This window comes from Microbulbifer hydrolyticus (assembly GCF_009931115.1).
Taxonomy (GTDB): domain Bacteria; phylum Pseudomonadota; class Gammaproteobacteria; order Pseudomonadales; family Cellvibrionaceae; genus Microbulbifer; species Microbulbifer hydrolyticus.
Map to the genome: position 1 here is coordinate 357,231 of NZ_CP047491.1, position 13,204 is coordinate 370,434.

The 13,204-nt window shown below is 61.1% G+C and carries 11 protein-coding genes; 7 read left to right on the top strand and 4 right to left on the bottom strand.

The features are described from left to right. Positions 1-14 precede the first annotated feature (14 nt). The gene (gene gpmI / locus GTQ55_RS01540) at positions 15-1,559 is read right to left on the bottom strand and encodes a 2,3-bisphosphoglycerate-independent phosphoglycerate mutase (protein ID WP_161857138.1); all 1,545 of its coding nucleotides are present in this window, start codon (positions 1,557-1,559) and stop codon (positions 15-17) included. Between the two features lie 318 nt (positions 1,560-1,877). Between gpmI and GTQ55_RS01545 the strand changes: the two genes are divergently transcribed. The 6 genes from GTQ55_RS01545 to smrA all read left to right on the top strand — a co-directional run bounded on the left by GTQ55_RS01545 (position 1,878) and on the right by smrA (position 5,346). After that, on the top strand, positions 1,878-2,288 hold the full coding sequence (locus tag GTQ55_RS01545; protein WP_161857139.1) for a rhodanese-like domain-containing protein: 411 nt from the start codon (positions 1,878-1,880) through the stop codon (positions 2,286-2,288). 49 nt (positions 2,289-2,337) lie between these two features. Beyond that, the gene (gene grxC / locus GTQ55_RS01550; RefSeq protein WP_161857140.1) at positions 2,338-2,589 is read left to right on the top strand and encodes a glutaredoxin 3; all 252 of its coding nucleotides are present in this window, start codon (positions 2,338-2,340) and stop codon (positions 2,587-2,589) included. A gap of 130 nt (positions 2,590-2,719) precedes the next feature. Further along, positions 2,720-3,217 carry a protein-export chaperone SecB gene (gene secB, locus GTQ55_RS01555; RefSeq protein ID WP_161857141.1) on the top strand — a complete coding sequence of 166 codons (498 nt, stop codon included), beginning with the start codon at positions 2,720-2,722 and terminating at the stop codon, positions 3,215-3,217. Between the two features lie 136 nt (positions 3,218-3,353). Beyond that, the gene (locus GTQ55_RS01560; RefSeq protein WP_161857142.1) at positions 3,354-3,797 is read left to right on the top strand and encodes an acyl-CoA thioesterase; all 444 of its coding nucleotides are present in this window, start codon (positions 3,354-3,356) and stop codon (positions 3,795-3,797) included. A gap of 39 nt (positions 3,798-3,836) precedes the next feature. Then, entirely contained in the window at positions 3,837-4,700 is an 864-nt protein-coding gene (locus tag GTQ55_RS01565; protein ID WP_161857143.1) for an SDR family oxidoreductase, read from the top strand. Between the two features lie 46 nt (positions 4,701-4,746). Continuing rightward, on the top strand, positions 4,747-5,346 hold the full coding sequence (gene smrA / locus GTQ55_RS01570) for a DNA endonuclease SmrA (RefSeq protein WP_237567768.1): 600 nt from the start codon (positions 4,747-4,749) through the stop codon (positions 5,344-5,346). A 211-nt stretch (positions 5,347-5,557) separates the two neighbouring features. Here smrA and GTQ55_RS01575 read toward each other — a convergent pair whose 3' ends face one another. The 3 genes from GTQ55_RS01575 to GTQ55_RS01585 all read right to left on the bottom strand — a co-directional run bounded on the left by GTQ55_RS01575 (position 5,558) and on the right by GTQ55_RS01585 (position 9,610). Beyond that, positions 5,558-6,097, bottom strand: a complete 540-nt coding sequence (locus GTQ55_RS01575; protein ID WP_161857145.1) for an META domain-containing protein — start codon at positions 6,095-6,097, stop codon at positions 5,558-5,560. 156 nt (positions 6,098-6,253) lie between these two features. Beyond that, complete coding sequence (locus tag GTQ55_RS01580) at positions 6,254-6,742, bottom strand: META domain-containing protein (RefSeq protein ID WP_237567769.1); 489 nt, start codon at positions 6,740-6,742, stop codon at positions 6,254-6,256. A 678-nt stretch (positions 6,743-7,420) separates the two neighbouring features. Continuing rightward, positions 7,421-9,610 (bottom strand): TonB-dependent receptor, encoded by a 2,190-nt coding sequence (locus GTQ55_RS01585; protein ID WP_161857146.1) that lies wholly within the window; start codon positions 9,608-9,610, stop codon positions 7,421-7,423. A 180-nt stretch (positions 9,611-9,790) separates the two neighbouring features. Here GTQ55_RS01585 and GTQ55_RS01590 point away from each other — a divergent pair, with 180 nt between their 5' ends. After that, complete coding sequence (locus GTQ55_RS01590) at positions 9,791-13,183, top strand: hybrid sensor histidine kinase/response regulator (protein ID WP_161857147.1); 3,393 nt, start codon at positions 9,791-9,793, stop codon at positions 13,181-13,183. The last annotated feature ends 21 nt before the right edge of the window (positions 13,184-13,204 follow it).

The following is a 13,204-nucleotide window of genomic DNA, read 5'->3' on the forward strand; positions in this document are numbered from 1 at the left end:
GGGATCAGTCCGGATTAATTCAGTTTTACCAGCGGCTCGCCGGTCATTTCCACCGGCTGCGGCAGGCCCATCAATGCCAGCATGGTGGGTGCCACATCCGCGAGGCTACCGCCATCGCGCATGGTCACATTGCGCTCGCCCACATACACAAAGGGTACCGGCAGGGTGGAGTGCTGGGTGCTCACCTGGCCGGAGCCGGCGTCGAACATCTCCTCCACATTGCCGTGGTCGGCGGTGATCAGCACCTCGCCACCGGCAGCCAGCGCGGCCTTGGTCACACGGTCCACGCAAACGTCCAGCGCTTCCACCGCCTTGACCGCGGCCTCGAACACGCCGGTGTGGCCGACCATGTCCCCATTGGCATAGTTGCAGATGATGGCGTCGAACTTGCCACTCTCGATCGCGGCGACCAGTTTATCGGTTACTTCCGGCGCGCTCATCTCCGGTTGCAGGTCGTAGGTGGCCACGTCCGGGGATTTGATCAGGATACGCTCTTCGCCATTGTAGGGCTCTTCGCGGCCGCCGCTAAAGAAGAAGGTCACATGCGCATACTTTTCTGTCTCGGCGATGCGCAGCTGGGTCTTTTCCTGCGTCTGCAGGTACTCCCCGAAGGTGTTCACCAGGTTTTCCGGTGGGAAGGCACAGCTGGCGTCGATATTGGCGGCGTATTCCGTGGTCATGACGAAATCGGCCAGCTTCGGGGTCACTTCGCGCTCGAAGCCATCGAAGGCCGGGTCGGTAAAGGCGCGGGTCAGCTGACGCGCGCGGTCCGGACGGAAATTCATGAAGATCAGGGCATCGCCATCCTTGACCGGGGCGGCTTCACCGATGCGGGTCGGGGCAACAAATTCATCGTTTTCGTCGCGGGCGTAGGCGGCCTCCAGGGCGGCCAGGGCACTGGCGGCGTGGTGCTCGGCTTTGCCCTGGGTAATCAGGTCGTATACGGGCTGTACCCGGTCCCAGCGGTTGTCGCGATCCATGGCGTAGTAGCGGCCGGCGACGCTGGCGATATGCGCATTGCCGAGGGCATCGCACACCTGGGTCAGGCGCGCCAGTGGGGTTTCCGCGCTGCGCGGCGCGGTGTCGCGGCCATCGGTGAAGGCGTGAATGTACACCGCCTTGGCGCCGCGCTGGGCGGCCAGGGTGGCCATGGCAACGATATGATCGTCGTGGCTGTGCACTCCGCCGTCGGAGGCCAGGCCCATGATATGCACGGCGCCGTCGTTGGCGATGGCCTTGTCCACTGCGGCGGTATAGGCGGGGTTCTTGAAGAACTCGCCGTCCTTGATGGCCTTGTTGATTCGGGTGAAGTTCTGATACACCACGCGGCCAGCGCCCAGGGTCATGTGGCCCACTTCGGAATTACCCATCTGGCCTTCCGGCAGCCCCACAGCCATTCCGGAGGTGTGGATCAGGGTCTTGGGGCGGGTGGCCCAGATGTTGTCCCAGACCGGGGCATTCGCTGCCGCAATGGCGTTGTGCTCGGTGTGCTCGCTGTGGCCGAAGCCGTCGAGAATCAGCAGTACCAGGGGGCGTTTGGGCGAAGACTCGGATGCCATGGGATCGGAATTCCTGTGTTGGGTTGATGGAAGATCATTTGGCGTCATTGCCAGGGGACGGAACTCGCGAGGGAGTTTTGCCGCAGGTGGCGGATTTTAACCTGTTTCCGGCGCCCGGGTCAGTAATTGAGCAGTGATTGCGATGAAAGTGGCGCGATAGTGAGGCGAAATTGCTGGTTAAGAATTGGCCATCATCGTGTATACTGCGCCACCTTCGAGTCGCTGGCACGCATGCTATACAATGCCCGGCGTAAACGTGACCGACTGATGCGTCATCGGTCTCACTTAAAACAACAAATGTGAATTTCTGGGGGCGAAGTGGATTTTTTCGTCTTTATCAGCGAGCAGTGGCTGCTGGTGAGTCTGTTGGTGGCGCTGATTTACGCGCTGGCGATTACCGAACGTATCAAGGCGGGTAAGCCCGCGTCGGCCCATGAGGCCACCCTCCTGATTAACACCCAGGATGCACGGGTGGTGGATCTGCGCGATCGCTCCGAGTTCGCTGCCGGGCATATTGTGGATGCCATCCACATACCCCACGGCGAGATCGAGAAGCGCATCGGCGAACTGGCACCCTATAAAGAGAAGACACTGATCCTGGCGGACAAAATCGGCCAGCACGCCGGACCGGTGGGGCGCCAGCTGAAGAAGGCAGGCTACACTGTACGCCGTCTTGAGGGCGGCATGTCCGAATGGTCGAATCAGAAGCTGCCGCTGGTGAAAGGCTGAGCCGGGGCGCTGAACCCGCTCTACCGAGAAGCAAAGAGGTTATCCGGTTGTGAAAGAAGTCGTTATCTACACCACCCGCTTCTGCCCCTTCTGCGTCCGCGCGAAATATCTGCTGGATAACAAGAACGTTCCGTACACGGAAATTTCAGTGGATGGTGACCGCGCGCTGCGCGCAGAAATGACCGCGAAAGCGGGCAGACACACGGTGCCGCAGATCTGGGTCGGTGACGTGCACGTGGGCGGATGCGACGAGCTGATGGCTATCGAGCGCAGCGGTGAGCTGGACAAGTTGTTGGCGTGAAACCGGCCTGAAGAATTTTCAGTGATATGCCTTGAAAGGGTATTTCGAGGCCCCCATAAGTAAGACCCATACAGGGAGTCTTTCTTTCAGGGAAGGCAGACAATAATCTATTTTTACGACAGGCAGTGACATGGCTGAAGAACAAAACGGCGCAGCAGTAAACGGCGAAGCGCAACAAGTACAATTCGCAATGCAGCGCATTTACCTGAAAGACCTCTCCTTTGAGACTCCGATGGGCGCCGAGGTTTTCAAAAAGCAGTGGAAACCGGAAGTTAATCAGGAACTGAACACCAAGACCGCGAAGATCGACGAAGATCTGTACGAGGTCGCCCTGACCCTGACCATCACCGTCAAGGTGGAAGGCGAAACCGCTTTCCTGGTGGAAGTGCAGCAGGCTGGCCTGTTCGGCATCAAGGGCCTGGAAGGTCAGCAGCTGGCTCAGGCGCTGAACACTGCCTGCCCGAACATCCTCTTCCCCTACGCGCGCGAAGTGGTAGATAACGTGGTAACCAAGGGCTCCTTCCCCGCCCTGATGCTGCCGCCGATCAATTTCGACGCCCTGTTTGCCGCCGCTCTGCAGCAGGCGCAACAGCAGGCCGCGCAAGGCGAAGAGAAGACCGACGCTTAAGTTTCGGTACGCTCAGAAAAAGGCTCCTTCGGGAGCCTTTTTTGTGCCTGACGTAATGGTTTGCAACTGCCGGGTCAGTTAATTTACCTGGCCCGGTGGCAACGCTGCCAAAGACCGATCAATGGAGTGTTACCCCATGAAGTGGGACTTCCCGCAACCTTTCGTACACAACATCCAGGTCAAGCCCGCGCACGTCGACGGCCTGCACCACGCCAACAATGCCGAATATGTGCGCTGGTGTGAGCGTGCCGCCTGGTTGCACAGCGTCGAGCTGGGCCTGGATGTCACCAATTACCAGTCCATGGACCGCGGAATGGCCATTCGCCACGCGGAGTACGACTATATACTGGCTGCCAGAGAGGGCGACGAACTGCAGATCGCCACCTGGCTGACCAGGGTCGATGGCCGGCTCAATATGACCCGCAAGTTTCAGGTGTACCGCGCCAGTGACGAGGCCCTGGTGCTCCGGGCCACCTGGCAGATGGTGTGCATCGAGCTCTCCAGCGGCAAACCCAAGCGGATGCCGCAGACCTTCAAGGAAATCTACTGTCCCGCCGTAGTCAGTGCCGAGGGCGGGTAACGCGCCCACACACAATCACAACTCCCAGGGAGTGCCCGTATGAGCGACACGATTACCCTCACCAAGAACACCGGCGCCCTCAAAGGTAAAACCATTTTTATCACCGGTGCCAGCCGGGGTATCGGCCGTGCCATCGCGCTCAAGTGTGCTGCCGACGGTGCCAATATCGCCATTGCGGCCAAGTCTGCCGAACCTCACCCCAAGCTCCCCGGTACCATCTTCACCGTGGCCGAAGAGATCGAGGCCACCGGTGGTGTGGCCCTGCCGATGCAGGTGGATGTGCGGGAGGAGGAGCAGGTGGCCGAGGCGATGAAGAAAACCGCTGAGACCTTCGGTGGCATCGACTGCGTGATCAACAATGCCGGCGCCATCAACCTCACCAGTGTCGAGTCCACGCCGCCCAAACGCTATGACCTGATGATGGATGTGAACGCCCGTGCCGTGTACCTGACCGCTCACCTGGCCATCCCCTACCTCAAGCAGTCGGAGTGCGCCCATATCCTCAGCCTGTCGCCGCCACTGAATCTGGAGCCGCGCTGGCTCGGCCCCTTTGCGCCCTACGCGCTGTCCAAGTTCGGTATGACCATCCTGAGCATGGGGCTGGCGGAAGAGCTGAAAAAGACCAGTATCAATGTCGCTACCCTGTGGCCGCGCACACTGGTGGCCACGGCGGCCATTGAATTTGCCGTGGGCAACCGCGAAATGTTCGAGCAGAGCCGCAAACCCATAGTGATGGCCGATGCCGCCTACGAGGTGCTGATCACCACCAATCGGGGCCTGAACGGTGCCCAGCTGATCGACGAGGCACTTTTGCATGAACGCGGGGTGGAAGATTTCACCCAATATGCGCACAATCCCGCCAAGGCCGGCGAGCTGGCGGTGGATCTGTTTCTCGATCCCTGACCAGGCTTGCCAGTGCGTACTGGCAGAGAGGTAAGTGGGGGGCGTTGTGGACAAGAGCGATCTGGAAGATTTTCGCGGTGCGATGGGGGCGCTGGGAGACGTAAAACCACTGGCACCCAGGCATCGGCAGTCCGCCTTCAAAAAGGATGCGCACCATGATGCACTCAACCAGCGTGCCCGTCGCGAAGCGGCCACCGCGCAGACCGCGCGCGAACTGAACCCGCTCGGTGGCGAGTATGTAGAGCCGGTGGACCCCTGGGACCCGATCGAATTCAAGCGCGATGGTGTGCAGAATGGGGTTTACCGCAACCTGCGTCTGGGCAAATACACCGTGGACGCACGCCTGGACCTGCACAACCACACCATCGAAATGGCCCGCAGCGCCCTGTACCGGTTTGTAAAGGATTGCGTGGAAGCTGACGTGCGCTGCGCGCTGGTTACCCATGGCAAGGGCGAGGGGCGCAAGCAGCCCGCGCTGCTGAAAAGCTGCGTCAATGCCTGGCTGCCACAGCTCCCGGAAGTGCTGGCGTTTCACAGCGCGCAGAAACAGCACGGCGGCCTGGGGGCCACCTATCTGTTGCTACGCAAGAGTGAGCGCAAGCGGCAACAGAATCTGGAGCAGCACCAGCGCCGCTCCCGCCCCTGAGGTAAAAACCGGTCAGTGCGTGAAAAATTCCTGCTTCGTCATCTGTTTGTCACGTCTGGCACTTACTCTATCGCCACAACGAAATTGAGCTTGTCCGGTTGTTTCATCCCGTAACCGAACGTTTTCGTTGCTCTTCTTGAATAGTGCTTGAAGCGGCCCTGGTGGCCGCTTTTTTTTATCGGTGATGTGCAAAGCTGTCGTGAGGCAGGGGTCAGGTGGCGGGTGGAGGCACTTCACCGGTCTGCTTGAACTCGAGACGGGTGCCGTCGTCACCCTCGAGAATCAGGATGTCGCCACTGGTGCGCGCGTGGGTGACCCGCGGTAGTGCGAGGAGGAAGTCCTGCTCCAGTTCGCTGCTGTCACGACGGCCCACCATGCGCGAGATTTTCGGCGGCTTCAGCCATTTGATGGCGCCGCTGTCGCTTAGTCGAAACTTGCCCAGATAGGGGTTGGAGCCAGCGCTGCCACGGACAAAGCCGAATTTGTCGCAGCCGAGGTAGGGGCGGTCGCGCCACATCTTCTGCCAGAACATGCGCGGCTTGTGCTCGCGCCCGTCGATCGAGAGATTTTCCAGTAGCCACTGGCGGTCGCAGATGGCGTCACTGCCGGTCCCGCTCATCGCCGCCGGGCGGGTATCGCTGCTGCCACAGCCGGTTGCTGTAAGAAAAACAAGGAATAACGCGAGTACACCGACACGCAGGCAGCAGGTGCGAGTGGCGTTGAACTGTGGCAGCAGAATCAGGCGATGCATGAAGTCCATCCGGTGGCAGTTTGCGCCATTTAACACCAATTGGCGGCTGGCGTCTGTGACCCAGCCGGTCTATACGGTGCCCTACTTTTGCGTCGGTTCAGGGAGTGAAGGTTGTGCGGGAGGGAGGGGTTGCTGATCGAAAATGGCGGGACGCCGTCAGCTTCCCGCCTTGATGTACTCGATATAGATGTCCCCGGGCACATCCCGCAGGATCAGGCGGCCGCCACCACTTTTCACGAATGCCTGGCGGGTCCCTGACAGGGCGCGCAGGTACTGGGTTTCCTGCTCCATCAGCTGGGGTGGTCCAGCCATCTTGGTGGAGGCGAAGCTGTCAGTATCCCACAGGATCTGGCCGTTGGCGGTGACCTGCATGGCGCCGCGGTAGGTATTGATGCCGCTTTTGCCCATGGACTCGCCATCGCTGTTGCACAGGAAGGTGAACTCCTGTGGCTGGTCCACGGGGATGGCCTGGCCATTAATGCGCAGCAGGCGCATTTCCCATTTGTGGCCGCAAACACTGCTCATGGAACCCGGGTTCTGGGTTGGCCCCGAGTCTTTGTCATCCATGTTCATACATCCGGCGATAACAATGGCGAGGCCGCCGAGCCACACCGGAATCACCTTGTTGAATCCGTTCCGCATCATTCCTTTTTTGCTCCCTCTTCCCGCTCCCTGCTTGCAGATAGATCAAGCTTAGTCAGCTGCGGCCTTTACGAGAGGGCTGCGGCGACAGCTTGTGGCGGAAATGGTCACAGTTTTCGGTATCAGCGGGCGCCAGGGCCCGCGTCGGTTCCTGCTGGTCGGATTACGACTGTCGCACGCAGCGCACCACAACCTTGGATTCCAGCTCCTGTTCGAAACATCGGAAGCGGGTGCCGTTGACGTTCAGGGAGCGGGGCGCATCGCGGCTACCACTCCTTGGCCTGCGGTCCGAAGACCTGACCGACATATGTGCCGGGTCCATGTGCGGGGGGACTGCGCTGCTGAAAGCGCGGTTTGCGTGACTATCCCTGGGCTCGGTTGACGTACAACCGGCAACAAATCCTGTCGCTATCGCCGCCGTCAGCAGAATACTTCTCAATTTCTGCACGCGGGTACCTCGATGGCTGATCCGAGAAGCGGCGTCACTGCCGCCCTCACTTTTCAGAGTAGAAGAGTTGGCTGCCAAAGAGTGGATAAGTGCGCCAATTTGAGAAAGCGTGCGCCGGGATGGTGGTTCTTGTGACAGGTGTGGGGGTTTACAGGGCTGGAAATCTAAAACAAAAAAGGGGCCCAAAGGGCCCCAATAACAATGCAATGTACAACAAATGCGAGAGATGAGTCTTAGAAGTTGTAGCTACCTGTGAGAGCAACGGTGCGGGGGTTGCCGTAGTAGCCGGTCACCCAGCCAAAGGCGTTGTAGCCGGCGTTGCGGTAAGTCTCATCGTTGAGGTTCTTACCCTGCAGGGAAACCTGCCAATCGCCGTTGCCGCTGAAGTAGGTAGCACCGGCGTCAACCAGAGTGACGGAGCCTACATCCAGGTCGCTCGGGGCGGCGTAGATCTGGATCGAATCGCGGTAGGATACAGAGCCGTTCAGTACCAGCTCGCCACCGGCCATGTCCATGGCGTAGCTCAGCTGGCCGAGGCCTGTGCGCTCTGGGCTGTACTGGAAGTTCTTCCATACGTCGGCCACGTTGACGATGCTGTCGCTGGCGGCATCATAGGTCAGTACTTCCTTGTAGTCGGCGTCGGTGTAGCCCAGTACCACGTTCGCAGTCAGGCGATCGGTAATACTTGCCAGCATCTCCAGTTCCAGGCCCTGGATCTTCGATTGGCCGGCGTTAACCACGGCACTGGTGAAGTTCTGTGAGGCCTCGTCGAAGCTCTGAACCGTAACCTGCATGTCTTCGTAGTCGGTGCTGAAGGCGGCCGCGTTCAGGCGGACGCGATCATCCAGCAGCTGGGTCTTGATACCGAGTTCGAAGGTTTCGGCGGTTTCCGGATCGTAACCGTCGACGGTGGACGGAGTCGCAACCGCGTCGCCGCGCATGTCGAAGCCACCGGACTTGAAGCCGGAGCTGAAGCTGCCGTACACCATGGTGTCGTCATTGATCTGGTAGTTCAAACCGGCTTTAGGATCGAACTGGCTCCAGGTCTTGCTATTGGAGTAGTCGGTGAGGATGGCGTAAGGCGTGCCTCCTGCCGGGGTGCCGTCGTAGCGATCGGCGAACATCGGTGAGTACAAACCGAGGTAGTTACCCTTGAACACCTCTGCAGACTTCTCGTCACGGGTGTAGCGACCGCCCAGCGTCATGTTCAGCTTGTCGGTCAGGAAGTACTCGTAGTTGGCATAGGCGGCGAGGCTTTGGGTGTCCACATTGCCGCTCACGTTCTGGGTGATGCCGAACATACCAAGTACAGCGTCGAAACCGCCCTCGGCATTGCCGTCATAGTAGTAGAGGCCTGAGACCAGGTTGAACTTGTCACCGCTCCAGTTGACCTGGAATTCCTGGGTGAACTGCTCGTCCTTGTAGTAGGCGGGCACGTCGAAGTCCGGGCGGTCGACGGAGTCGAAGTCGATGGCGGTGTCGGTATCGCCGCTGCGGCTAGCGGTGATGGACTTGACGGTGACGCTGTCTGAAACATTCCACTCGGCTGTCAGGGACATGCCGCTGGTCTCTACAGAGTTGTCCGGGGACATGTTGGAGCGATTGTCGTAAACGTCGTCAAGTGGTGTTTCGGCGCCGGTCGGAGCGTCGAACATCAGGTGGCCGAAGCGCGCGTTGGAGTCGTCCTGCGTGGTGTCCGCAGCCAGGCGGATGAACAGGTCTTCGTTCGGGTTGAACTCCAGGGAGACGCGGGCGCTCAGGATGTCCTTGTTGTAGTTTTCTGCGCCGGTGTTGACGTTTTCGCCGAAGCCGTCGCGCTGGTAACTGGCTACCGCGAAGCCGATGGCCGCGGTGTCAGACAGACCGGTCTGGCCGCTCAGCACCAGATCGCGCTGGTTGTAGGAACCCAGACCGCCGCGGATGCGGAATTCGGTGTCGCCGCTCAGTTTTTTGGTCACATATTTGACCGCGCCGCCGATGGTGTTCTTGCCGTACAGGGTACCCTGCGGGCCGCGCAGTACTTCGATACGCTCTACGTCGAACACGTCCATTACTGCACCCTGCGGACGGGCAACGTAGATGTCGTCTACATAGATGCCCACTCCCGGCTCGAAGCCCCACAGCGGATCCTGCTGGCCGATACCGCGAATATAGGCGGTCAGGGTGGAGTTGGTGCCGCGGCTCACCTGCAGGGTAGTGTTGGGGGTGAGCTTCTGAATGTCGGTCAGGTCGGCAACGCCGTTTTCCAGCAGCTGGTCTTCACCGAACGCGGTGACTGCTACTGGCACTTCCTGCAGCGACTGCTCGCGCTTCTGCGCGGTTACGGTCACTTCTTCCAGCTGACCTTGTGCCTGTACGAGGGATGCACCGCAGGCAAGCATGATGCCCGCGGCGATGGGATTAAATTTCATTATTTTGCGCATGGCTCTCTCCGATCACCAGTTTATGGTTTTTATCTAAGTTCCGGATTTGCACTGTATCTTCTGTGATGTCCCTTGCCTGCTAGACCAAGGTATGACCCGGGTCTGAAACAGAGAGCAGGACAAAAAACAGTCAATCGGTTAATCTGTGCATAATAAACCAAATAATGAATGAGGCGCCATTTGTTCAGTCTCCCCCTGCTGGCCGCCGTGGGCCTGACCTATTTGCTGATGCTGTTTGCCATCGCCTTCTGGGGTGACCGGCTGCCGGCTGCGCGTATTCGACCGATCAAACCCCTGCTGCTGGCTCTGGCTGGCACCTACACCAGCGCCTGGATGTTTTTCGGTGTGCCCGCCCAGGCCGTCACCGAAGGGTGGCTGCTGCCCCCTACCTTTGTAGGCGCGAGCCTGGTGCTGATCTTCGGCGCGCCGCTGCTGATGCGCTTTGTGCGCCTGACCAAGCAGCAGGGGTCCACCTCCATTGCCGACTTTATCAGCGCCCAGTACGGCGGCTCCCAGTGGCTGGCGGCGGTGGTGGCGCTGCTGGCGGTGGTCGCGATCGTTCCCTACCTGTCCCTGCAGCTGCGCGCGGTGGCAGACAGCTTCCTGCTGCTGGCGCAGAGTGTGGAAGACAGCGATATCCGCGCTTCGGTGGTGACCGGGGTGGTGAGTGTGACCCTGGGCCTGTTTGCGGTGCTGTTCGGTACCCGGCATATCGACAGCAGTGTGCACCGCAACGGTATGCTGCTGGCGGTGGCGTTCGAGGCTCTGGTAAAGATCGGGGCGCTGATCGCGGTGGCCTGGTTTGTGGTCTACAGCGCGTTTGATGGCACCGCCGATCTCGCCCGCACGGCACTGGCAAGCGACAAAGTCGCGGCCATTGCCGAGGCACGCCCGGCAGATACCGGCTACTTCGCAGTGGTGGTGCTGGGAATGGCAGCCATTTTTTGCCTGCCGCGCCAGTTCCATATTCTGATGATCGAGAGTGACGACGAGCGCGATATCGGCCCGGTACGCAAGCTGATTCCGCTTTATCTGGCGGTCGTGTCGGCCGCCGTACTGGCGGTGGGTTACGGCGGCATGCTGTGGCTGCCGGAGAGTTACACCAATGCGGAGCGGTTTGTGCTCGGCGTGCCGCTGGAGAGCGGTATCCCGTGGCTGGCGTTGCTGGCATTCGTGGGCGGGCTTTCCGCCGGCTCCAGTATGGTCATCATCGCCACCATCGCCCTGTCTACCATGATTGCCAATACCATGATCGTGCCCTGGTGGCTCAAGCGCCTGCAGCAGCGTCCCGCCGGTGTGGCGCTGGGCAGTGACCTGCGCCGGGTACGGCGGGCGATCATTGGCCTGTTGATGCTGGCGGCCTTCGGGGTAAGCGAGCTGATTGGTTCCGGGGTCAGTCTCGGCACCTTCGGCCTGCTGTCCCTGGCACTGGCGGCGCAACTGGCTCCGGCAATGGTCGCCGCGGTGACCTGGCCGGCGCGCTGGCCGCGGTTGCGCGCGGCGGCGGTGGTGGTGGGGCTGCTGCTGGGAACCCTGGTGTGGGCACTGTCGGCGCTGCCGGCGGCGCTGGGCGGTGAAGACTGGGTTGCCACCACACTCGGACTCAGCTGGAACCCACTGTCTATTGCCTGCGTCTTTGGGCTCGGAATCAATGCCGCGGCGCTGATCGGCTGTTCGCTACTGCAGCAGCGCTGGTTTCCCGGAAGTGCCGCCGCGGAAGTGGCGCCGGTGGACCGCGCGCGTCTGGGTGAATTATTGGCGCGCTTTGTCGGCGAAGACGCGGCAGAGCGCGCGTTGGCGCCGCTACAGGAAAACCCTGAAGCGCAAAGACCGCGCGCCTCGGCGGAACACTATCGCGATGCAGTGGAAAAGATCCTCGCGGGTATCGTCGGCAGCACCAGTGCGCGCCGCCTGGTGCGCCAACAGGGCGAGCCGGAAGTCACCGCGCAGCAACTGGAGCAGGCGTCGGACATTTATCAGTTCGGCCGCGGCCTGTTGCAGAGCAGTATCGACAATATCGACCAGGGCATCTCGGTGGTGGATGCCAACCTCAACCTGGTCGCCTGGAACCGGCGCTATCTGGAGCTGTTCCACTACCCTGCGGAAATGATTTATGTGGGTCGCCCGGTAGCGGAGCTGGTGCGCTACAACGCCAGTCGCGGCGAGTGTGGCCCCGGCGTGGTGGAAGACCATGTAAACAAGCGGGTGGAGCACCTGCGCAACGGCACCGCCTACCGGGTGCAGCGCCACCGAACCGACGGTACGGTGCTGGAGATCCGTGGCAATCCTCTCCCCGGTGGCGGCTTCGTGACCACCTATACGGATGTCTCCGATTACCAGCGCGCACTGGCGGAGCTGACCGATATCCGCAATTCTCTCGAGCACAAGGTGGCTCACCGTACCGCCGAGCTGGAAAGTGTCAACGACGAGCTGCAGACGCTGAACCACGAGCTGCAGGAGGCCAGTGCCGGCAAGACACGCTTCCTCGCCGCCGCCAGCCACGACCTGGTGCAGCCGCTGAACGCCAGCCGACTGTTTATCGACGCCCTTGCCGCCCACGCCCTCGAAGACGGCAGCCGCCAGCTACTCACCCGTGCTGACAGTGCCCTGGCCGCCGCCGAGCAGCTGATCACCGACATGCTGCAGATTGCGCGAATGGATGCCGGTGATATCAAGCCCAGTTTCGCACCGGTTTCCCTCGACAGTATTCTCGACGATGCCGTCGCCCAGGCGCGCCTTGCCGCCGAGGCCCGCGGTATCCGGTTGCGCTACCGCCGCAGCCACCTGTGGGTGCAGAGCGATGAAAGAATGCTGCGGCGGGTGGTGCAGAACCTGCTGGATAACGCGGTGAAATATACCCGCGAGGGCGGGGTGCTGATCGGGGCCCGCCGCAAGGGCAGCGGCGTTTCCCTGGAGGTGTGGGACACCGGTGAGGGCATTGCGCGGGACCAGCAGCAGGCGATATTCCGCGAGTTCTGCAGGCTCACGCCGAAAGATTCCAGCGGCCAGCGCCAGCACGGATACGGGCTGGGTCTCGCTACCGTCGAGCGGCTGTGTCGCCTGCTGAACGCACCGATCGGGCTGTCTTCGGTGCCAGGGGTCGGGAGCGTGTTCCGGGTGCGCCTGCCGCGAGCGGCCGCGCGTGTGAATACCTTGCGCCCTGCGGTGAGCGCTGCTGGTCGCGGTGCCGCATTGAATCTTGAGGTTCTGTGTGTGGACAACGAGCCCTCGATCCTCGAGGCGATGGCGGCACTGCTCAGTGGCTGGGGTTGCACCGTGCACTGTGCGCAGAATCGTGAACAGGCACTGGCGGCCGGCGAGCCGGACCTGCTGTTGATGGACTTCCACCTGGACGATGGCGACAACGGCATCGACCTGGCCGCGGACCTGCGGGCGCAGTGGCACAGCGATGTGCCCTGCGTGATCATTTCCGCGGAGAACACCAACACGGTCAAGACCCGCGCGCAGGATGCCGGTTGGCAGTTCCTGCAGAAACCACTGCGCCCGGCGGCGCTGCGCGCGCTGTTGCAGCAGAGTCTGCGGCGCACGTCCGCTGCGACCAAGGTCGTATAGGCAGGGGGCGCCCGTGCGCGC